Here is a 20,126-nt window from a genome sequence, read left to right on the forward strand (position 1 = left end):
TGAAATATGAAAAAATTTGTCGGATATATCGTAGCAGTTGCAGTATTATTAGTTATTACAGGGTGTGGTTCAGGGAATAAAGGGGCAACATCTAAGTCAACAGACGGAAAAGAAGAGACAGTGAAATTAGGTGTTGTCGGATCAGACACAGATGTTTGGGATAATGTACAAAAGAGATTAAAAGATGAAGGCATTAATTTAGAATATGTAAAATTTACTGATTACAGTCAACCAAACGTCGCTTTAGATAGTGGTGATATTGATTTAAACTCATTCCAACATCAAATCTTTTTAGATAACTTTAATAAAGAACATGGGACAGATTTAGTATCAATTGGTAATACAGTGAATGCACCTTTAGGAATCTATTCAGAAAAAATTAAAGATGTTAAAGAACTAAAAGATGGAGATACAATCTCTATTCCAAATGATGTAACAAATGGGGGACGTGCGTTATTACTTCTTCAAACAGCAGGGTTAATCAAAGTTGATCCAGCCAAAAAACAATCACCAACAGTGAGTGATATTACAGAGAATAAATTGAATTTAAAAATTGAAGAATTAGATGCTTCTCAAACACCTCGTTCTTTACAAGATGTTGCAGCATCTATTATCAATAGTGGTGTGGCAGTAGATGCTGGATACAATCCAACGAAAGATGCGATATTCTTAGAACCAGTAGACGATACATCAAAACCATATGTCAATATTATTGTGGCAAGAAAAGAAGACGAAGATAATGAAACATACCAAAAAATAGTAGATGCTTATCAAACAGAAGATACGAAAAAAGTGATTGAAGAAACATCTAAAGGCTCAAGTATTCCAGCTTGGGATACATTTGGTAAAAAATAAAGATACTTAAAGGAGAAAAGGACTATGACAAGAGCAGAACAATCAGCAATTATAAAAAATTATATTAAAAAACAATTACCTATATATAAAGATCTAGCATTAGACATACACGCTCATCCGGAAGTCAGTAACTATGAAGTTTACTCATCAGATGTATTAATCAATCAATTAAAAAAAGAAGGATTTGATGTAACAAAAGATGTGGCAGGACATCATACGGGATTTGATGCACGTTATAAATCTAAAAAAGATGGTCCAACATTAGCATTTTTAGCAGAGTACGATGCTTTACCTGGTATTGGTCATGCTTGTGGGCACAATCTATTTGGAAATTATTCCGCGCTAGCTGCTAGTGCGTTAAAACAAGTGGTAGATGAAGTTGGTGGAGAAATAAGAGTATATGGAACACCTGGTGAAGAAGGTGGGGAAAATGGGTCAGCTAAAGGTAGTTTTGTAAGGGAAGGATTTTTTGATGATGTTGATGCAGCTCTTTGTGTTCATCCAGCGCATAAATATGGAAAAACAGCATTAGGATTAGCCAACGATCCAGTAGATGTTGAGTTTTTCGGGATTGCCTCACATGCTGCAGCTGCTCCTGATAAAGGGGTGAATGCATTAGAAGCCTTAATTCAAGTATTTAATGGTATCAATGCATTAAGACTTCATTTACCAAAGGATGTGAATATCCATGGTATTATCACAAATGGTGGCGTGGCTGCAAATGTTGTACCAGAGTATGCTTCGGGTCGATTTTACCTAAGAGCTTCTAACAGAGCCACTTTAGACGATGTTTACAAAAAAGTTGAGAATGTGATTAAGGGTGCAGCACTTGCAACAGGTACTGATTATAAATTTGGTTTGTTTCAAAATGGGGTAGATGACATCATTGTGACACCAGCATTTGATGAGGTGTTTGTTAGTCATTTTGAAAAAATTGGTATTCCAGAAGAAGAAGTATATAGTGGTGAAAGGCAGAATCTTGGTTCTTCAGATGTTGGGAATGTGAGCCAAGTTATTCCAACGATTCAACCAACTGTCTCTATATCTAATGAATATATTGCAGGTCACTCTGAAGAATTTAGAGAAGCAGCTAAAAGTGAAAAGGGATTAGATTCTATAGGAATTTCAGCAGAGTTATTAGCTGAAACAGCACTGGATTTATTATTAGATGAAGAGTTACTAAATAAAATAAAAGAAGAACACAAAGAACAAAAAATAAAAGGGAATTAATTCTATAGAGGCTGCCCCAAAAGTAGCTTTTTAAATGAAAATCACTAAACTAACAAAATAGAAATCCCATGAAGTCAGTGTTTAATAAGCTGGTTTCATGGGATCTTTCTATTCTTAAGACTTTTGAGTCAGACTCTTTTGTTTATACAAAAACTTTACATAAAAAAGACTTTGAAATTTACATGAAAAAGATATAATCCCGTTAGTAAAAGAAAAATATGGGGGTTAAATATTAAGATGAAAAAGAAATTACTTTATGGTTTGGCAGCATTAGTATCAGTAGGATTATTAACAGCATGTGGGTCAAGTTCAGCTGATAGTAAAAAAGAGGATGGTATGCCAGACAAGGTGACGATTGTTACTATGCCAGATGAAAACAATCCAGCAGCTGGTGGTAAAAATGAGAAATTCCAAAAAGATTTAAGTGAAGCGATTGGTCTTCCAGTTGAAATTATGGAGGGTGCGGATTATGCAGTCGGAATTGAAGCCATGAAAAATAAAAAATTAGACGTGCTTCTTGTGTCACCTATGAGTTATTTTCAAGCAAAACAAAGAGTTGATATTGATCCTTTAGTAACAACAACAGCTCCAGGAAGTGAAACATATCGTACAGTGTTTATTACTAAAAAAGATAACGACAAAATTAATTCATTAGAAGATTTGAAAGGAACGAACTTCGCATTTGTTGATCCTGCATCTTCATCAGGATATCTTTATCCAAAATATCAATTAGTAACAAAATTAAAATTAGATCAAGCAAAACTAGAAGAGCCAGATTATTTCTTTAAAACAGTTGCGTATTCAGGTAAACATGATTCAAGTGTTATGGGTGTGTCAAAAGGAGATTATGATGCAGCAGCAGTTGCTAGCCAAGTATTACAAAGTATGGATGATGCTGGGTTAGTGAAAAAAGACGAGTTAAAAGTAGTTGATGAAACACAAGAAATCCCAAATGCAGCATATGTTATTCGCTCAGAATTACCTGAAGAACTAAAGAAAAAAATCAAAGATTTTTATTTAAATTATGATGATGAAGAATATTTTAAAGCATTCTATAAAGATGGATCAATTCGATTTGTTGAGGCAAAAGATGATGATTACGAAGGTGTGAAGGATATTACCAAAGTATTAGGCATAGAAGGGGAGTAAAAAAATGACTTTATTAGAAATTAAAAACGTAAATAAAGAGTATAAAGCTGGACAAAAAGCATTAAACAATGTCTCATTGTCAATTGATGAAGGTGAATTTGTCGTAATCATTGGCCCTTCTGGTGCAGGTAAATCAACATTAATTCGTATTATTAATCAACTTGTTGCACCAACATCAGGTGATGTCATTTTTAAAGGCCAATCAATTTCAAGTGCAAAAGGAAAAGAACTAAGACGATTACGTTCACATATCGGGATGATTTTTCAACACTATAATTTGATTGAACGCACAAATGTTTTAAAAAATGTGCTTCACGGAAAACTTGGTCAAGTATCATTTTTTACTAGTGCATTTGGTCGTTACTCTCAAGAAGATAGAAATACAGCAATGGATTTATTAAAACAAGTTGGATTAGAAGATCAAGCATACAAACGTGCAGATGAATTGTCAGGTGGACAGATGCAACGTGTTGGAATTTGTCGTGCCTTAATGCAAAATCCTGCATTGATTTTAGCTGATGAACCAATCGCGTCTCTTGATCCCAAATCATCTGATGTAGTTATGAGGCAATTAAAAGATATTACAGAATCAAAAGGAGTAACAACAATTGTAAACTTGCATCAAGTTGACGTTGCGAAAAAATTTGCGACTCGTATTATTGGTGTAAGAAAAGGTGAGATTGTGTTTGATGGTAAACCGTCTGAGTTAACTGATGACATGATTGAAACAATCTACAATAATGAATTATCTCAAGCTGGAAAAATTAAGAGTATCCCTGTAGTGTCAATGTCTCAGGAGGAGGGTCAAGTATATGGATAGTCCAGCAACAATTGCTTTAAGTCAACAAAAGAGCATAAAAAGAAGAATTACAGATGTGTTGTTATTTGCCGTTGTGGCGTATTCTTTTATCTATTTAAAAGTGAATCCATTAACACCATTTGTCACGTTACCTAGTGTGTTTTCGTTCTTTGGTGAGAATTTTTTTCCACCAAATTTCACTGGCTTTTCGAGTTATGTGTCATTGATAATCGAAACATTATTATTTGCAGTTGTCGGTACATATATTTCTGCTATTTTATCATTTGTTTTTGGGTTATTGATGGCTGAATCAATCAACCCATTTGCACCAGTAAGAATCATCATACGATTTATTGTATCGTTCATCCGTAATATTCCAGTTTTAGTATGGGCATCTTTGCTTGTGTATATTTTTGGGATAGGGAATATGGTCGGTTTACTAGCGTTAATTATTGCGACATTTGGATTTTTAACTAGGTCTTATACTGAAGAGATGAACAATATTGCTGATAGTAAATTAGAAGCATTAAAAGCGACTGGTGCATCTCCTGCTCAGTTATTGGTTCATGGAATTATTCCAGCGTTTTTCCCTTCATGGATTAACTGGACATTTTTCTCTTTTGAAATTAATATTCGTGCATCAGCTATTTTAGGAATGGTGGGTGCTGGTGGTATTGGTATCATGATTCAAACAAATATCCGACTATTTAAATACAAAGAAGCGATGGCTTTAATTTTAATCTTAGTTATCTTAGTATTATTGACAGAATTTGTTGTAAATAAACTACGAAAATGGATTTTATAGGAGGATTACGACAGTGAAAGATATTCCATTAACACAAAAGAATGATAGAATTCGAACTATTTTTATTACTATAGGAGCAATTTTACTATTTATTGTGAGTGTCAGTTTTTTAAATTTAGATATGGCAACATTCATGTCCAGATTTGAACAATCAGGTGAAGTAATCAAACACTTTCTTACAATAGATACTTCTGATTTAGGAACAGTATTTTCAGAACTATTATTGTCATTGTCAATGGCAGTAGCATCACTTGTTTTAGGAGCGATAATTTCATTTATCTTAGCTTGTTTAGGGGCAGATAATATCTCACCATTACCATTTTTATCGGCAGTAATTAAAGGAATCATGTCGGTGATTCGTGCGATTCCATCACTTGTTTGGATTTTAATGATTGTTGCCAGTTTAGGATTTGGTTCACTTGCTGGAATTATCGGGATGATGTTCCCGACAGTTGGTTATTTAACAAAATCATTTATTAGTAGTATCGAAGAAGTTCCAGCACAAGTGATTGAAACCATGAAATCAACTGGAGCAAACTGGTTCCAATTAATTCAAGAAGGGATTTTACCAAATGTTTCCAAGTTATTTTTAAACTGGTTAGCCATCCGTGTTGAAGGAAACGTAGCAGAATCTATTTCACTCGGGATGGTAGGTGCTGGAGGGATTGGGACGTTACTAACTCGAGCAATCAGTAGCTATGATTATGGAAGAATCACATTTATCGTGTTAGTTATCTTCAGTACAATGTTTGCTGTAGAAATGTTTGCAACACGAGCGAAAAAAGCAATTTAAAGGAGAAAGTGTATGTACTATCAACGATTACCATTAGAAACAACATTTAATACAAGAGATTTAGGTGGAATTCCAACGAAAGATAATAACATGATTGCCTGGAAAAAACTTTTTAGAAGTGATGATGTGTGTCGTTTAACAGACAATGACGTTGCTTTTTTAGAAGAGTATGGTGTAGGTGCTGTGATTGATCTAAGAACACCAAAAGAAAGAACAGAATCAGATTATCCATTGGAAAGAAGTTCAGTAGTTAAAAACTATCATATTCCATTTGTGGTGGATGAAAGCATTCAAGACATCTCTCAATCAACAACGAGTATGTCATTGTATGACTTCTATGAGCACATGATTCATGAACAAAAAGGGATTGTGAATGAATTATTTGTTGCAGTGCATGAATCAAGAGATACAGGATTGATTTTCCATTGTGCAGCGGGAAAAGACAGAACTGGTGTTATGGCATGTCTATTATTAGGCTTACTAGATGTGGATGAAAAAGATATCATTGCTAACTATGAAACTTCTTATACCTATCTTTCTGCTAATGAGGCATTGCAATCACCAGAAGGTTATGAGGATTTAATGTATTCTGATCGCAAAAATATGGAGAAGTTATTGCCTGTTATTACAGAAAATTATGGAACAGTATATAACTATTTAAAAGAATGTGGTTTGTCTGATGAGATGCTTTTAGAAATTAAAGAAGCGTACATTCAAAAAGTTTAACAACTGTTTTTAATTTACAAACAATTTACAAAGTTACGATAGAGACTTTACACTAGCGTTGTATAGTAAGAGTGTAGTAATTGTCACTAAAGATGGCGTTATTACAATCGGCTTATAATTGTTATGTTAATAGTTAAATGACTTGTCAAGGAAATAGAACAACCTGACTTCTTTAATAGAAAACACTATCCCCCTAGTTGTTTTTTGTTAAATTTTCTTCTAATCAACAAGTCAACAAAAAAACTGGATGATGAAAATCATTCAGTTTTTTGAGTTATTAAGGCCTATTAAGGTATAATTGAACTATTAAATCAATTAGGAGGTCATAAAGATGAAAATAGGATATCATGGTCACTCGGTAATTAGTATAGAAACAAATGACGGCAAGCGATTAATAGTTGATCCATTTATCACTGGAAATGATTTGACAGACTTAGTACTAGATGACGTAGAAGTAGATTATATTTTTATAACTCATGGTCATGCAGATCACATAGGTGATATGGTTTATTTAGCTAAAAAAACGAAAGCCCAAGTTGTGGCAATTCCTGAAGTATGTCATTTTGCGACGAGTCAAGGAATCGAAAACGTACACCACATGAATATTGGTGGAAGTTTTAACTTTCCATTTGGCCGAGTAACAATGGTGTTTGCTCAACATAGTTCTGGCTATGAGTTTAATGGTGAGATGATTTATATGGGTGAGCCTGCCGGATTTGTATTTGAGATTGATGGCACAATGATCTATCATGCTGGAGATACGGCCTTTTATAGTGATTTATCATTGTTAGCTGATGATTTTCAAATCGATGTAGCGTTTTTACCGATTGGTGGCAACTTTACGATGGGAATAAAAGATGCAGTGAAGGCAGCTAAAATAATCAATGCCAATGTTAATATCCCAATTCATTACAATACGTTTCCAGTTATAGAACAAGACCCAAAATACTTTGTTAATTCGTTACCTAAAGGTAAGGGAAAAGTGCTTCAACCAGGAGAATTTATTGAATATTAAAAACGATATTAGAACAGTTTTCTATAAAGCTGTTCTTTTTTAGTACTGTAAATGTAACTTTTTTTACGAAACATAAATAACGAAAACTTTCCCGTTGCATTGTGGACAAAAAAAGTCTATAATAGCCAAATGTAAGAAATGAGAGGAAGTGATATAGCTTGAAGCTAACCAATGCAACGGAACAAGCTTTGGCGATTATGGCATTATTGTCAACTCAGGAAAAAGATGTTCCTGTGTCATCAATAGCAATTTATCAGAAATTATCTGTTTCTTCTTCATATATTAGAAAGCTACTAAGAAAACTCGTGGTATCGAATATAATAGAAGGTGTTTCCGGCAATAACGGTGGATTTTATATAAAAAAAGATTTATCAGAAATTACGTTATTAAATATTGTCGAAGCAATAGAAGAGCCATTTCATTCATTTCCCAAGATAGGTGTTTTGGAGAGAGCGTTCAGTGATTTTACTGAAATAGCTCAAACAGGTGATAAACAGATAGCAGATTGTTTTGCAAAAGCAGATAGAAAATGGAATGAAGAATTAGGAAGAATAACAGTCAAAGATATATTATCTGATGTATTTCGAGAATATGGCGAAATACCACATCGAAATTGGAATGATTTTATAGAGGATGAGGGGTCAGTTCAATGTTAAATAGAATAAAAAATGTATGGGATTTATTTGTACTAGATTGGAAAAGGATTTTTCATAACAAGCTGACGTTTGTTTTGATAATTGCATTAATGATTATCCCATCGCTATATGCATGGTTTAACATTGCAGCTTTATGGGATCCTTATTCAAATACTGGTGGTATCAAAATTGGTATCTATTCAGACGATCAAACGGTTGATTTGAAAGGTAAAAAAATAAATATTGGTGAAGAGATAGTTGAAAATTTAAAAGATAATAAAACAATTGGATGGCAATTTGTGTCATCAAAGCAAGAGCTTGATGATAAAGTGAAAACTGGTAAGTATTATGCAGGAATTTATTTACCGAAGAACTTCACTGAAAATTTATTAAGTTTTACAAAAGGTGAAATTGATTATCCTGAGATCGAGTATCAAGTGAACCAAAAAATTAATGCCATTGCACCAAAAATTTCTGATAAAGGTGCAGGAACCATTCAAGATACAATTTCAAAAGAGTTTATTGAAACAGCGAGTAAAACATTGCTAGAAGTATTTAATGAAATTGGATTTAATCTTGATGCAAACTTGCCTTCTATTAGAAAAATTACATCTAAAATTTTAACGGTTGATGAAAATATTGATGAAATTGATGGCTATACAAAAGAAGTGCTACAACTACAAGCTAAAATGCCAGAATTTAAACGAAAACTTGATATGGCAAATGAGTTTGTTGATTATATTCCTGAATTAAATAAAACAACGGACAAAGTGGTGGCATTAAATGGTAAATTACCAGAAATTGCACAGTATGGGCAACTTGTTTATGACGTTCAAGGAAATATTCCAAAAATAAAAAATGCCGGAACTCAGTTAAACAAAGCTGACAATGATATGGATAAAATTGTGAAGATGATGGATGATGCCATTAATGAAGCAACAAAAGGGCTAGAAGTGATTGCTACAGCACAAAAAGTATTGCCAGACGTGACGGAGTTGATTAACACAGCTGATGGTATGATGCCAGATTTACAAAAACAATTGACTGAAATTGCTGAAGTATTACCAACTGTAACAGAAGGATTGACACAAGGATTGGAAGTGTTAGATACCTTATCTAAAGTATCAGCTAAATTAGCAGCTGATATTGCGGCGTTAGATACTGAAACACATACAGCGCAAATTCATGATCAACTTGTAAAATTGGATAAACAATTAAGCACACAACTACAAATTATTCAGTCATTAAAAGAGACATTGACTCAATTATCAACCTTACCAAATGCACCTGATTTTTCTAATGCATTGGCACAATTAGCTGATTTAGAAAATCATGTGAGTCACGCTCAATCAAACGTTCAATCTATTTTAGATAATTGGGAAAGCTACGCAGACGCACCAGCTAAATTACAAGCAAAATTAAATGAAATCAGTAGTACATTAAATCAGATTGTTGTATCAATTAACCCACAAGACATTGAAGCACAAGTTAATCAAACATTAAAAAATGTTCAACAAATGCTAACGTCAGCTGGAAAAATTACAGGGACGATCATTGACGATAATACAATGAACACACTTGATAGTTTATTAAAAAATACAACAGGTATTATTAATGAAGCGATAGGATTCTTAAAAGATTATCAAAAAGAGATGCCAGCGATTCAAGATGAAATTCATACAGCTAATGTGATGTTAAATGGCAATATGAATTTAATTATTAATGGTATTAACCAAGGGGCGGATTTCTTTAGAAACGATTTTCCCGTTGTACAAAGTAAAATGAACAAGGCAACATTATTTATTAAAAATGACTTACCAGGTATTGAAGACGACGTAAAAGAAGCGATGGCTAAGGCAAATGAAAAAGCACCTAAGTTAGAGACAGCATTAAATGCAGCTGAAGTCATGATTAAAGAAGATTGGCCAAATATTAAAGAAGGCGTTCAAAAAGCAGCCAACGCCATCAGAAAAGGTGAAAAAGACATTGATTTAGATGAAGCATTGAAGTATCTAAAAGGTGATGCCAATGCCGAAAGTAAATTTATTTCAAGTCCTGTTAAACTAAAAACAAAAGATGTATACCCTGTTCCTAATTATGGTTCAGCGAGTACACCATTCTATACAGCTCTGTGTTTATGGGTTGGGGCAGTATTATTCTCAAGTATTGCCTCAACTAAATTCCATTTAGAAGAAGAACAAGTTGGAAAATATTCAAAACGTCAACAGTTCTTAGCTCGTATGGGAACATTCCTTGTAGTTGGATTTTTCCAAGCATTGATTGTAACAATTGGAAATCAATTACTTTTAGGAACATACACAAAAAATCCAGTTTGGAATGTGATATTTGCTTTAATTATTGATTTGGCCTTTATGATGATGGTGTATGTGCTAGTTGCTTTATTTGATAATCTTGGTAAAGGAATTGCCATTATTATCTTGGTTCTTTCTATTTCAGCAGGTGGAGGAAACTTCCCAATTGAAATGTCCGGTCCATTCTTTAGAGCAATTAATCCTTATATTCCATTTACATATGCCGTGAATTTACTAAGAGAGTCTGTGGGAGGTATCTACTGGCCATCAGCACTCAAAGCTATTACTATATTAGTAAGTATTACTATTGGCTTTTTCGTAGCCGGATATATTTTATATCCTCGTGCTGAAAAACTATTTAAAAAAGTTGGAGATAACCTTAAAGAAGGACGAATTCTTCATTAACATTAAATTATATAAAAAAGAATCTAGAATAACTCTAGGTTCTTTTTTGTTATAAATAAAACAATAATGTATTTAAGAAAAGGTTAACAAAGTATAAAATGTGGGTATTTAGCAATAAATTAAATAACAATAAAAAGTAATTTGCAACAAATTAATAGTAGCAGTATACTAAACAAGAAAAAATATTGATTGCCTTAAAACAGTCAGCTAAAAAGGGGAAAGAAAGATGAGTAAAGTTGCAGTAGTTACAGGTGCAGGTCAAGGGATTGGTTTTGCCATTGCAAAACGATTATATGAAGATGGCTTTAACGTAGGGATTATCGATTATAACGAAGAGATGGCACAACAAGCGGTTGAAAAACTAGGTGAAAACGCGTTTGCTACTACAGCAGATGTATCAGATAGAGAACAAGTAATCTCAGCTGTTAACGCGATTGTTGAAAAATTTGGTGACTTACATGTTATGGTAAACAATGCAGGTATCGCACCAACAACACCAATCGAAACAATTACTCCAGAACTTTTCAAAAAAGTCTATGACATTAATGTTGGTGGCGTTTTATGGGGAACTCAAATCGCAACAGAAGTATTCCGTAAATTTGGTCATGGTGGTAAAGTAATTAACGCAACGTCTCAAGCTGGTGTTGTAGGAAACCCTAATTTAATGCTTTATAGTTCATCAAAATTTGCGGTTCGCGGAATGACTCAAATCGCGGCACGTGATTTAGCTGAAGAAGGAATCACAGTAAATGCTTATGCACCAGGGATTGTTAAAACACCTATGATGTATGACATTGCTCATCAAGTTGGTAAAAATGCAGGAAAAGATGATGAATGGGGAATGCAAACTTTTGCTAAAGACATTGCAATGAAACGTTTATCTGAACCAGAAGAAGTAGCAAGTGTGGTATCATTCCTTGCAGGACCAGACTCAAACTACATTACTGGTCAAACAATTATTGTAGATGGTGGAATGCAATTCCATTAATAGTTACTTATAAGTTAAACTCTCTTAGAAGAAATTCTGAGGGAGTTTTTTATTGCAAAAAAAGAGTGCTGATTAGATAGTCAACACTCTTTTATCTATTAATTTTCAATTTTATGGATATCAATAATTGAACCAGTATGAGCATCTGCTGTAAATTCATATTGGACAAGTTGTCCTTCTTCAATACGAGAAATACCACCTGTATAGACATCTGTTTTAATAGCAAACTTATCTAAAGGTTCTTTTTTAAAGTGAATCCAAGATCCTTCAATTGGTCCATCTTGTAGAAAATCAGATTTTACTTGTTCTAAGATATCATCTGCTGAAAGCACTTTGTTGTCGTTGTACCATTTTGTGACTAAAGCACCAGCAACGGCACCTAATGCTAAACCAATACCTAAACCAGTTGTTAAGCCATAATGATAAACTTCTTTTGTTTTTTGTTTTTTATGAAACATGTCGTTACCTCCTATGGTAATACTGATGTTCTTATTGTAGCATAAATGAATCAAATAGGAAGAAAAAAAGAAGCAAGAATTAAGTGATAGGTTTTTGCGTATGCGGTCATTATGTTATAATTAAGTGAAGAAGAAAGAGAGGTGAACTACTAATTATTTAATTAGTAGATAATCATGGATGATAAATTATTTAATCGTATAAAAACATTAACTGAAATTCAAAGTGTCAGTGGTCTTGAAGATAACATGCGACGTGTTATGGCTAAAGAGATGACACCTTTTGTTGATAAAGTGGAATATGATGGATTAGGTGGTGTGTTTGGTATTCGTAAAAACAAATCAAATGAAGCACCCCGTATCATGTTAGCGTCTCACATGGATGAAGTTGGTTTTATGGTGAGTCAAATTTTAGAAAATGGGTTATTTAGAGTCGTTCCTTTAGGTGGATGGAATCCTTACACTGTATCGGCACAACGTTTTACTTTACAAACAAAAAAAGGTGACTACCCAATTATTTCGACATCAGTTCCACCTCATTTATTAAGAGGAGCAAATAAGCAAAAGGGAATAGATGTTGCGGATATTTTATTTGATGCAGGATTTGTATCCAAAGAAGAAGCAGAAGAATTTGGTGTACGTCCAGGAGACGGGATTGTTCCTCAAGCTGAAACAATTAAAACAGCAAACGGTAAACGACTCATTTCAAAAGCGTGGGATAATCGCTATGGTTGTACCCTTGTTTTAGATGTGTTAGAAGAATTATATGGTCAAGAATTACCAAATACCTTAATTGCAGGAGCAAACGTGCAAGAAGAAGTTGGGTTACGTGGAGCAAAAGTATCGACTCACAAATTTAAACCTGATTTATTCTTTGCAGTGGATTGTTCACCAGCTGATGATATGTCAGGTAAAAAAGATGCAAACGGTCAATTAGATGAGGGATTCTTATTAAGAATATTTGATCCAGGAATGATTATGCTAGGTCGTATGCGTGAATACATCCTTGAATTAGCAGAAGATAATAACATTCCATATCAATACTTTGTTTCAAAAGGTGGAACAGACGCAGGTGCAGCACACTTAGTCAATGACGGGGTTCCAAGTGCGGTAATTGGTGTGCCAGGTCGTTATATCCATACTCATCAAACAATGTTTAGTATCAAAGACTATGAAGCTGCAAGAGAAATGGTCTTGAAATTAATTACAACATTAGATAAAACAGAAGTTGATACAATAATATACGGAAAGTAGTGAAGAGATGTTAATCCCAACAACGTATGAAGAATTAGCTAAACCACTTGAAGAAGGAAAAACCATGCTATTTTTTACAGCTGATTGGTGTGGTGATTGTGTCTTTATCAAACCAGACATGCCAGAAATTGAAGCGAGTTTTCCTGAATACACGTTCGTTCAAGTGGATAGAGATGTGTTTATCGATATTTGCCAAAAATGGGGAATATTAGGTATTCCAAGTTTTGTGGCAATCGAAGACGGTAAAGAACTAGGTCGTTTTGTTAGCAAAAACCGTAAAACGAAAGAAGAAATTATGACGTTTATCAGTGAATTATAAAAGGAGGAGATAGTATGTTAGAAGCACAAGAATATCGTTCAATTTTAGTCGGAACAGATGGTAGTGAACAAGCGCAACAAGCGTTTGAAAAAGCTGTATCCGTGGCAAAACGAAACAATGCAGAAATTGTCGTTGCTCACATTATTGAAAATAAATTATATGGTGGAACGATGGCATTCTCTACTTTTTCTCCAGATGTTGTCCAAGAAGAAACAAATCAAGCCAAAGAGTTGCTTGAAAGCTATAAAAAAATAGCCAAAGATTTAGGGTATGATCGTGTGAAAGTAACATTAGAATTTGGGTCTCCTAAAGTAATGATGGCGACAGAATTACCAGAGAAATACAACACAGATTTAATTATGGTTGGGCAGTCAGGACTTAACGCAGTGGAACGATTGGTTATGGGAAGTGTGAGTGATCATATCATTCGTACAGCACCGTGTGATGTGTTAGTTGTTCGACCAGAATAAAAACGAAAAGAATGGTGAGGAAAAAATTAATGATTGTTAGTTATAATTTAGAAGCTGTAGGTGACACATTAATCATTGTGACAGCTCAAGGGAAAAATAAAGAGGTTTCAGTTATTAAACAAGGAAACGTTGCTTGTATAGTCGACAAAGAAACAGAACAAATTCTTGGATGGAATATTTTTGAAGCATCACATCATATTACAAATTTAAATGGAAATGGCCAAATAGAGTTATCGCCATCACAAATTACTGAACTGAACTTGGCATTAAAAGAGGCGGGATTTGCTCATGAGTTTGAAGTAGATAATTCGCCAAAATTTGTTGTAGGATATGTTCACACATGTACACCACATGAAGATTCTGACCACTTAACAGTCAATGATATTGAAGTTGATAATGGTGAGCATTTACAAATTGTATGTGGTGCACCAAATATTAAAGCTGGCTTAAAAGTAGTTGTAGCAAAAGTTGGTGCCATGATGCCAGACGGATTAATTATTTGGCCAGGAGAATTACGAGGTGTGGAAAGTTTTGGTATGGTATGTTCAGCAAAAGAATTACATTTACCAGATGCGCCTAAAGAAAAAGGAATTTTAGAATTAGATGATAGCTATGAAGTAGGGGCACGTTTTAATTTACCTCAATAGTTAATTGTTTGTAAAATTTTGAGTTAATAATTGTTGTTTGAATTAGTATGAGTTAAAATAACACATGAGACATATTAAAGGGGGGAATTGCAATGAGTTTTATTGATGAAACAGTCCAATTTGATTTTGGGGATAATAATAAACGTGAAGTAAGTGAAACGTTAGCGATTGTCTATATGGCATTGAAAGAAAAAGGTTATAACCCAATCAATCAAATTGTTGGTTACTTATTATCAGGAGACCCAGCCTATATTCCACGTTATCAGGATGCTCGTAATTTAATTCGTCGTCATGAAAGAGACGAAATTATGGAAGAATTGGTAAAAAACTATTTAGTGCATAATGGAATTAATCTATTATGAGAAAAATGGGATTAGATGTAGGATCTAGAACTGTTGGTATTGCAGTAAGTGACCTATTAGGTTGGACAGCCCAAGGGTTAGAAATTATAAAAATTAATGAAGATGAAGGCGAATTTGGGATTGAGCGTGTTGCGGAGTTAGTCAATCAATATGAAGTCGAAGAATTTGTTGTTGGCTTACCTAAAAACATGAATAATACCATTGGACCAAGAGCAGAAGCAGCAATGGCTTATGGTGATTTATTAAAAGAAACGTTTAATTTACCAGTCGTTTATCAAGACGAACGATTGTCAACAGTCGCAGCTGAGAGAATGCTAGTCGAACAAGCGAATACGTCTCGAGCGAAACGTAAAAAAGTGATTGATAAATTAGCTGCTGTGATGATTCTTCAAAATTATTTGGATAAAAAGGTTTAATAGCCTTTTTATCTTTTTTTTTGTATAATGAAAGAGAAGCAAAGTTGAATAGAAAAGAGGAATATAAAATGACAGACAACCATGAACATAACCATGATCACGATCATGTACATGATGCAGATGATTTAATTACATTAATTGATGATGAAGGTAACGAGGTACTATTCCGTATTCATTTAACAATTGATGGAAAAGAACAATTTGGTAAAGAGTACGTATTATTATATGATGCAAGTACACCAGAAGGCGAAGAAGTTGAGTTATTAGCCTATGCTTACGAACAAGCAGATAATGAAGCAGAGGGCCGTCTAATGGAAGTTGAAACAGAAGCTGAATGGGATATGATTGAAGAAGTCTTCAATGCCTTCGAAGCCGAAGAAGATTAAACATCTTAAAATAAGAGCTAAACCCTTAATATGATTGGGTTTAGCTTTTTTTGCAGAGTTTTGGAAGTTTGAGAAGAGGAAAAGTAAATGAAAAAGTATAAAGGAAGCTATACCGTATTGTTTTTAAGTCTTCTAATCGGGGTTGTTTTGGGGAATATTGTAAAAGATTTGGCATTAGGCATATTAATTGGGATTTTAACTTACCCATTGTTTTCTGTCATGAAAAGATATTAGGAAGGAATGATAAGGTGATTACTAAATTAGAGGTGTTAACGGAAAATCAATTAAAAGATATTATGTCGATTTGGCTTGATACTAACAAAAAAGCTCATTCTTTTATAGCCAATTCATATTGGGAAGACAATGTAGAGTTTGTAGAAAAAGAGTTGCCGAAAGCAGACATCTATATAGCAACAGATGAAAACGAAAAAATTATTGGCTTTTTAGGTATTTTAGAAGGCTATATAGCGGGATTATTTGTATCGTCTGATTATCAAAGGCAAGGTATTGGAAATAAACTAATAGAACGAGCAAAAGCTGATTTTGAAGAATTATCCTTAACAGTTTATGAGAAAAATAAACAGGCAATTAATTTTTATACTAAAGAAGGATTTAAAATTAGTGAAACTCAACGTGACGAAGGGACAAAAGAAATTGAATTGGTCATGGTATACAAAAACTGACAGTGAATAAATCAACTGTCAGTTTTATTTTTATTGTTTTTTCTTTTTCATATACATAAAAATAGCTGCTAAACCAATGATTAATATTCCGATGAGTGGCAGATATTTTTGGACAACTTCTCCTGTTTTAGGAAGACGAGATAAAGATTTTAGTTCCTGATTATCGTTGTTTATTTTTTTCTTTTTAGAAACTGTTTTCTGAGATTTAGTGTCTGTCTGACTACTTATTTCACTAGTTTGACTACTCTCTGAACTGGCTGATTGACTTGAGTGTTCACTAGAGCTTGATTTTGTAATACTAGTTATTTCAGGAATAGGCGTAATTTCAATGCTATCATCTTCACTTACTAGAGCAGCAGAAGATGACGTAGAACTTGATTCTTGTTGACTACTACTTACTGTAGTGTCGGTTGTCTCAGAAGTACTAGTGGTGGAACTCTTTGATTCGTTACTTGTTGTTTGGGTCGTAGAGTCAGTGCTATTTTCTGCAGTCGTAGTATTTGTTACGCTAGTTGTTTCTTGTGTCGACTCATGACTCATACTATCATTTGTTTGACTGGTTTCCATCTCACTACTTGAAGAAGAACTAGACTCAGTTTTTGTTGTTGACTCTGTAGTGGAAGGCATTGTATCGCTTGTTTCAGGAGCGACTACACCTTTTTTGGTGTGCAATTGTTTAAATTGATTATTTTCTTCAAATAGTTTTCCTATTTCTAGTAAAAGTCTATCTTGATTTGTCGCAGCATTAAATTGTATCCCTAAAGGTAAATTATTTTTGCTGACATAAGTAGGTAAACTAATTGCAGGTTGGCCAGTTAAATTTGCTAACTGAGTGAACGGTGTGTATGCTAATGAATTTAACCATTGATCATAGACAACTTTCATACGTTCATCTTTTGTTTTCAACTCATCAATATGTTTGATCTGTTCAGCGTATTCTGGTGTTAATAAAGATTCAGTTAGTCCTGGAGCAGTTGAGGCTGTAGTAGGAGTTAAGATTAATGGGTATTCTTTATACAAACCTTCCATTGTTTCTTTGACTTCATCATTATAAGCACTGACTTTTTCTAAATCTTCTTTATGGACAAATTCACTTGCTTGATAAAGAGCCCAAGTAACTGGATCAACATCGTCTATATGCAAACTTCTTTTTAAAGTTTGTTTAGCTAAAAAGTTTGCTAAACTACCTGAAGCAGTAGCCATTTCATAATATCCGTGCATCAATCTAACACCATCAACAGGGATAGATATTTCTTCAGTGACAAATCCTTTTGAATTTAAAAAGTTCACAGCGTTCATAACAGCTTGTTTAGCATCATCACTGACAGGTGTTCCAACAGGTGAAGTAGTGGTGTAACCTACTTTTATTCCAGTAAGATTAGTAGGTGTAGGATTAATGTCAGATGTTAATAAATTTTCAAATAAAGCTGTCGTGTCTTCCATGTTTTTAGCAAGTGGGAAATTAACGACTTGTCCAGTTTTTGCATTTCCTGAAATGATTCCTCTAGAAGGTTTTAATCCCACAAGACCATTCCATGATGCCGGAATTCTGATAGACCCACCAGCATCACTTCCAGAAGCAACTGGCACAACACCTGACGCAATTGCGGCCCCAGAACCACCAGAAGACCCACCTGCTTGATAGTTGGGGTTCCAAGGACTTCCAGTTGGACCATAAAGAGTTGAGTCAGTCACGTTTTTCAAACCTAATTGTGGGTAGTTACTTTGACCAATGATAACAAAGCCTAAATCTTGTAATGATTTGGCAATTCGCCCGTTAAATTTTGTTGTGACATGTTTGTTAAAATCTAACCCATTTGAGTTACTTCCTCCAACGATGCTATGACCTAAACCTTTCATCACGATAGGGACACCAAAAAAAGGTTGACCGTTATCGACCATCTCGCTTGCTTCTTTTAAAGCAAGTTCTTTTCTTGTGGTAATTAAAGCATTTGTTCGTGGGTTTTCTATGTCATTAACTTGAAAAGCTAAGTCAATTAATTCTTCGGTTGTAACTTTTTTCTCTCTTACTAATTTTGCTAAATCAGTGGCACTCATAGAAATATATTCATCAGTTGTTAGCTTAACGTGGTGAGTTGTTTCAGTAATGACGGCTGAACTACTAGTGGTAGTGATAGGAACTTCCACTGCTTGAGTATGTATACCAACAGACAATAGAGCTGTGGCAAGTAATAATTTAATATGATTTTTTATCGACATGTTTCTTCTCCTTTTTAACAAACTTCTTAAAGTGTAACCAAAAACAATAAAAAAAGAACCACGTAAATGTTTACGTCGCTCTTTTACTGACAAAAAAGCCAAATATGTGTAAATAATTTATAAAAGTCCACCAATAGAAGACAGTGGTTGAAATAAGCAAAACAATTTTGTTTTTAACGATTTATTAAATGGTAGGCTTTTTGAGTGTTGGCAAAATGAACTTTTGCATATTGTTCTAAAAGGGGCATGCCACCTTTTTTTATGATTTTAGCAGCAGCTATATCTGATTTTTGTCCAGCACCAGAGGGCACAGTAAATCCTAATTCTTTACTAGCTGTTTCTAAACTTGTTAAAAATTCCGCGCGGCAAATAATGGATGCTGCAGCAACCGCCAGATGATATTGTTCTCCTTTTGTCGTGAAGTATAAAGGTTTAGTTACTTGATTTTTCTCTTTAGCTAAATACTTTCGATAGTTTGACTCAGGAGTAAATTGGTCAATTAATATACCTTTGGGGGTAATCGGAGAAATATCTTGTAATAATAAGTAAATCGCTTGGTTATGTAAGGCAACTTTCATCCGATTGACATTATACTCAGGTTGTATTTCATTATATTTTTTGGGTGTGAGTACAAGTTTTCGGTAGGGCATGACATGAATAATCTCTTTTGCAATGCGTTTAATATCTGTGTCAGTTAACATTTTAGAATCCTTCACACCTAATTCTTTTAATAAAGGCATGTGTGTTTCATCAACGTAAGCAGCACAGACAACAACTGGTCCAAGGTAACTACCATTACCAACCTCGTCACTCCCCACAACGTTCCATGAAGCAAAATCTTTTGGTAACGAGTTTGAAGAATTAGAAGATTGTTTTTTTTGCGTCGTGTTAGCTCCACGCTTTTCCCACATAGCGGCTTCTTTTTCAGCGTTGACTCCTTGAAAGACAACCTTTTTTGATTGATAAGCTGTGATAACTACTCCAGGAATTTTGGCTTGAAATAATGCATATGGGGGTGTCCTTTGGAAATATGGTTCATAAGCTGTTGTTAGTTCACTGATTAGCTTGTCAGAAGCTAATAATGTTATAGTTTGTTGCATGTTCAACTTCCTTTTTAAAAAATTTATGTTAAGTATAACATGTTTTTATCATGAATGATTCTTAAGGTACAACTTGCTTAATTGTCAATTAAAAGAAAGTCA

23 protein-coding genes are annotated in these 20,126 nt (G+C 34.0%); 20 read left to right on the plus strand and 3 right to left on the minus strand.

All coding sequences use genetic code 11. The features are described from left to right. Positions 1 to 6: 6 nt before the first annotated feature. From BHY08_RS02285 to BHY08_RS02335, 11 genes are all read left to right on the plus strand, one after another. Positions 7 to 855, plus strand: a complete 849-nt coding sequence (locus tag BHY08_RS02285) for a MetQ/NlpA family ABC transporter substrate-binding protein (protein WP_071456327.1) — start codon at positions 7 to 9, stop codon at positions 853 to 855. Between the two features lie 24 nt (positions 856 to 879). Further along, positions 880 to 2,085, plus strand: coding sequence for a M20 family metallopeptidase (locus BHY08_RS02290; protein ID WP_071456328.1), 1,206 nt, complete (start codon positions 880 to 882; stop codon positions 2,083 to 2,085). Positions 2,086 to 2,322: 237 nt separating this feature from the next. Then, positions 2,323 to 3,234: a phosphate/phosphite/phosphonate ABC transporter substrate-binding protein gene (locus BHY08_RS02295; protein ID WP_071456329.1), complete on the plus strand. Its 912-nt coding sequence runs from the start codon at positions 2,323 to 2,325 to the stop codon at positions 3,232 to 3,234. Positions 3,235 to 3,238: 4 nt separating this feature from the next. Continuing rightward, complete coding sequence (gene phnC / locus BHY08_RS02300; RefSeq protein WP_071456330.1) at positions 3,239 to 4,054, plus strand: phosphonate ABC transporter ATP-binding protein; 816 nt, start codon at positions 3,239 to 3,241, stop codon at positions 4,052 to 4,054. Beyond that, complete coding sequence (gene phnE, locus BHY08_RS02305) at positions 4,047 to 4,838, plus strand: phosphonate ABC transporter, permease protein PhnE (RefSeq protein ID WP_071456331.1); 792 nt, start codon at positions 4,047 to 4,049, stop codon at positions 4,836 to 4,838. Before phnC ends, phnE begins: the two co-directional genes overlap by 8 nt. Before the next feature lie 13 nt (positions 4,839 to 4,851). Next, complete coding sequence (locus BHY08_RS02310; RefSeq protein WP_245729991.1) at positions 4,852 to 5,631, plus strand: PhnE/PtxC family ABC transporter permease; 780 nt, start codon at positions 4,852 to 4,854, stop codon at positions 5,629 to 5,631. Positions 5,632 to 5,643: 12 nt separating this feature from the next. Continuing rightward, positions 5,644 to 6,357 carry a tyrosine-protein phosphatase gene (locus tag BHY08_RS02315; protein ID WP_071456333.1) on the plus strand — a complete coding sequence of 238 codons (714 nt, stop codon included), beginning with the start codon at positions 5,644 to 5,646 and terminating at the stop codon, positions 6,355 to 6,357. Positions 6,358 to 6,688: 331 nt separating this feature from the next. Further along, positions 6,689 to 7,372, plus strand: a complete 684-nt coding sequence (locus tag BHY08_RS02320; RefSeq protein ID WP_071456334.1) for a metal-dependent hydrolase — start codon at positions 6,689 to 6,691, stop codon at positions 7,370 to 7,372. Positions 7,373 to 7,530: 158 nt separating this feature from the next. After that, the gene (locus BHY08_RS02325; RefSeq protein WP_071456335.1) at positions 7,531 to 8,028 is read left to right on the plus strand and encodes an RrF2 family transcriptional regulator; all 498 of its coding nucleotides are present in this window, start codon (positions 7,531 to 7,533) and stop codon (positions 8,026 to 8,028) included. Continuing rightward, positions 8,022 to 10,724 (plus strand): YhgE/Pip domain-containing protein, encoded by a 2,703-nt coding sequence (locus tag BHY08_RS02330; protein ID WP_071456336.1) that lies wholly within the window; start codon positions 8,022 to 8,024, stop codon positions 10,722 to 10,724. Before BHY08_RS02325 ends, BHY08_RS02330 begins: the two co-directional genes overlap by 7 nt. 226 nt (positions 10,725 to 10,950) lie before the next feature. After that, a complete protein-coding gene (locus tag BHY08_RS02335; RefSeq protein WP_071456337.1) occupies positions 10,951 to 11,712 on the plus strand; it encodes a (S)-acetoin forming diacetyl reductase in 762 nt (253 codons plus the stop codon). 98 nt (positions 11,713 to 11,810) lie between these two features. Here the strand turns inward: BHY08_RS02335 and BHY08_RS02340 are convergent, their stop codons facing one another. Then, the gene (locus BHY08_RS02340) at positions 11,811 to 12,170 is read right to left on the minus strand and encodes a PepSY domain-containing protein (RefSeq protein WP_071456338.1); all 360 of its coding nucleotides are present in this window, start codon (positions 12,168 to 12,170) and stop codon (positions 11,811 to 11,813) included. 174 nt (positions 12,171 to 12,344) lie between these two features. Here BHY08_RS02340 and pepA point away from each other — a divergent pair, with 174 nt between their 5' ends. The 9 genes from pepA to BHY08_RS02380 all read left to right on the plus strand — a co-directional run bounded on the left by pepA (position 12,345) and on the right by BHY08_RS02380 (position 16,704). Then, on the plus strand, positions 12,345 to 13,421 hold the full coding sequence (gene pepA, locus BHY08_RS02345; protein WP_071456339.1) for a glutamyl aminopeptidase: 1,077 nt from the start codon (positions 12,345 to 12,347) through the stop codon (positions 13,419 to 13,421). A 7-nt stretch (positions 13,422 to 13,428) separates the two neighbouring features. Continuing rightward, positions 13,429 to 13,740, plus strand: coding sequence for a thioredoxin family protein (locus BHY08_RS02350; protein WP_071456340.1), 312 nt, complete (start codon positions 13,429 to 13,431; stop codon positions 13,738 to 13,740). 14 nt (positions 13,741 to 13,754) lie between these two features. Next, positions 13,755 to 14,210, plus strand: a complete 456-nt coding sequence (locus tag BHY08_RS02355) for a universal stress protein (RefSeq protein WP_071456341.1) — start codon at positions 13,755 to 13,757, stop codon at positions 14,208 to 14,210. 29 nt (positions 14,211 to 14,239) lie between these two features. Further along, positions 14,240 to 14,857: a YtpR family tRNA-binding protein gene (gene ytpR / locus BHY08_RS02360; RefSeq protein WP_071456342.1), complete on the plus strand. Its 618-nt coding sequence runs from the start codon at positions 14,240 to 14,242 to the stop codon at positions 14,855 to 14,857. 92 nt (positions 14,858 to 14,949) lie between these two features. Beyond that, the gene (locus tag BHY08_RS02365) at positions 14,950 to 15,219 is read left to right on the plus strand and encodes an IreB family regulatory phosphoprotein (protein WP_071456343.1); all 270 of its coding nucleotides are present in this window, start codon (positions 14,950 to 14,952) and stop codon (positions 15,217 to 15,219) included. Further along, entirely contained in the window at positions 15,216 to 15,635 is a 420-nt protein-coding gene (gene ruvX / locus BHY08_RS02370) for a Holliday junction resolvase RuvX (protein ID WP_071456344.1), read from the plus strand. The genes BHY08_RS02365 and ruvX overlap by 4 nt, the downstream gene beginning before the upstream one ends. Before the next feature lie 68 nt (positions 15,636 to 15,703). Further along, a complete protein-coding gene (locus BHY08_RS02375) occupies positions 15,704 to 16,021 on the plus strand; it encodes a DUF1292 domain-containing protein (protein WP_071456345.1) in 318 nt (105 codons plus the stop codon). Between the two features lie 87 nt (positions 16,022 to 16,108). Next, entirely contained in the window at positions 16,109 to 16,255 is a 147-nt protein-coding gene (locus tag BHY08_RS10905; RefSeq protein ID WP_157093622.1) for a hypothetical protein, read from the plus strand. A gap of 14 nt (positions 16,256 to 16,269) precedes the next feature. Continuing rightward, entirely contained in the window at positions 16,270 to 16,704 is a 435-nt protein-coding gene (locus BHY08_RS02380; protein ID WP_071456346.1) for a GNAT family N-acetyltransferase, read from the plus strand. A 30-nt stretch (positions 16,705 to 16,734) separates the two neighbouring features. Here BHY08_RS02380 and BHY08_RS02385 read toward each other — a convergent pair whose 3' ends face one another. Further along, positions 16,735 to 18,924 carry an amidase family protein gene (locus BHY08_RS02385; protein WP_071456347.1) on the minus strand — a complete coding sequence of 730 codons (2,190 nt, stop codon included), beginning with the start codon at positions 18,922 to 18,924 and terminating at the stop codon, positions 16,735 to 16,737. A gap of 173 nt (positions 18,925 to 19,097) precedes the next feature. After that, on the minus strand, positions 19,098 to 20,024 hold the full coding sequence (rnhC, locus tag BHY08_RS02390; protein ID WP_071456348.1) for a ribonuclease HIII: 927 nt from the start codon (positions 20,022 to 20,024) through the stop codon (positions 19,098 to 19,100). Positions 20,025 to 20,126: the final 102 nt, after the last annotated feature.

The sequence above is a fragment of the Vagococcus teuberi genome (assembly GCF_001870205.1).
GTDB lineage: Bacteria > Bacillota > Bacilli > Lactobacillales > Vagococcaceae > Vagococcus > Vagococcus teuberi.

Bases quoted from the DNA above. Each gene is read 5' to 3' on its own strand.
- rnhC (WP_071456348.1), bottom strand. From the start codon at position 20,024: ATGCAACAAACTATAACATTATTAGCTTCTGACAAGCTAATCAGTGAA.
- BHY08_RS02365 (WP_071456343.1), top strand. From the start codon at position 14,950: ATGAGTTTTATTGATGAAACAGTCCAATTTGATTTTGGGGATAATAAT.
- BHY08_RS02320 (WP_071456334.1), top strand. From the start codon at position 6,689: ATGAAAATAGGATATCATGGTCACTCGGTAATTAGTATAGAAACAAAT.
- pepA (WP_071456339.1), top strand. From the start codon at position 12,345: ATGGATGATAAATTATTTAATCGTATAAAAACATTAACTGAAATTCAA.
- BHY08_RS02285 (WP_071456327.1), top strand. From the start codon at position 7: ATGAAAAAATTTGTCGGATATATCGTAGCAGTTGCAGTATTATTAGTT.
- BHY08_RS02350 (WP_071456340.1), top strand. From the start codon at position 13,429: ATGTTAATCCCAACAACGTATGAAGAATTAGCTAAACCACTTGAAGAA.
- phnC (WP_071456330.1), top strand. From the start codon at position 3,239: ATGACTTTATTAGAAATTAAAAACGTAAATAAAGAGTATAAAGCTGGA.
- BHY08_RS02295 (WP_071456329.1), top strand. From the start codon at position 2,323: ATGAAAAAGAAATTACTTTATGGTTTGGCAGCATTAGTATCAGTAGGA.
- BHY08_RS02385 (WP_071456347.1), bottom strand. From the start codon at position 18,924: ATGTCGATAAAAAATCATATTAAATTATTACTTGCCACAGCTCTATTG.
- BHY08_RS10905 (WP_157093622.1), top strand. From the start codon at position 16,109: ATGAAAAAGTATAAAGGAAGCTATACCGTATTGTTTTTAAGTCTTCTA.
- phnE (WP_071456331.1), top strand. From the start codon at position 4,047: ATGGATAGTCCAGCAACAATTGCTTTAAGTCAACAAAAGAGCATAAAA.
- BHY08_RS02290 (WP_071456328.1), top strand. From the start codon at position 880: ATGACAAGAGCAGAACAATCAGCAATTATAAAAAATTATATTAAAAAA.
- ytpR (WP_071456342.1), top strand. From the start codon at position 14,240: ATGATTGTTAGTTATAATTTAGAAGCTGTAGGTGACACATTAATCATT.
- BHY08_RS02355 (WP_071456341.1), top strand. From the start codon at position 13,755: ATGTTAGAAGCACAAGAATATCGTTCAATTTTAGTCGGAACAGATGGT.
- BHY08_RS02330 (WP_071456336.1), top strand. From the start codon at position 8,022: ATGTTAAATAGAATAAAAAATGTATGGGATTTATTTGTACTAGATTGG.
- ruvX (WP_071456344.1), top strand. From the start codon at position 15,216: ATGAGAAAAATGGGATTAGATGTAGGATCTAGAACTGTTGGTATTGCA.
- BHY08_RS02375 (WP_071456345.1), top strand. From the start codon at position 15,704: ATGACAGACAACCATGAACATAACCATGATCACGATCATGTACATGAT.
- BHY08_RS02340 (WP_071456338.1), bottom strand. From the start codon at position 12,170: ATGTTTCATAAAAAACAAAAAACAAAAGAAGTTTATCATTATGGCTTA.
- BHY08_RS02315 (WP_071456333.1), top strand. From the start codon at position 5,644: ATGTACTATCAACGATTACCATTAGAAACAACATTTAATACAAGAGAT.
- BHY08_RS02335 (WP_071456337.1), top strand. From the start codon at position 10,951: ATGAGTAAAGTTGCAGTAGTTACAGGTGCAGGTCAAGGGATTGGTTTT.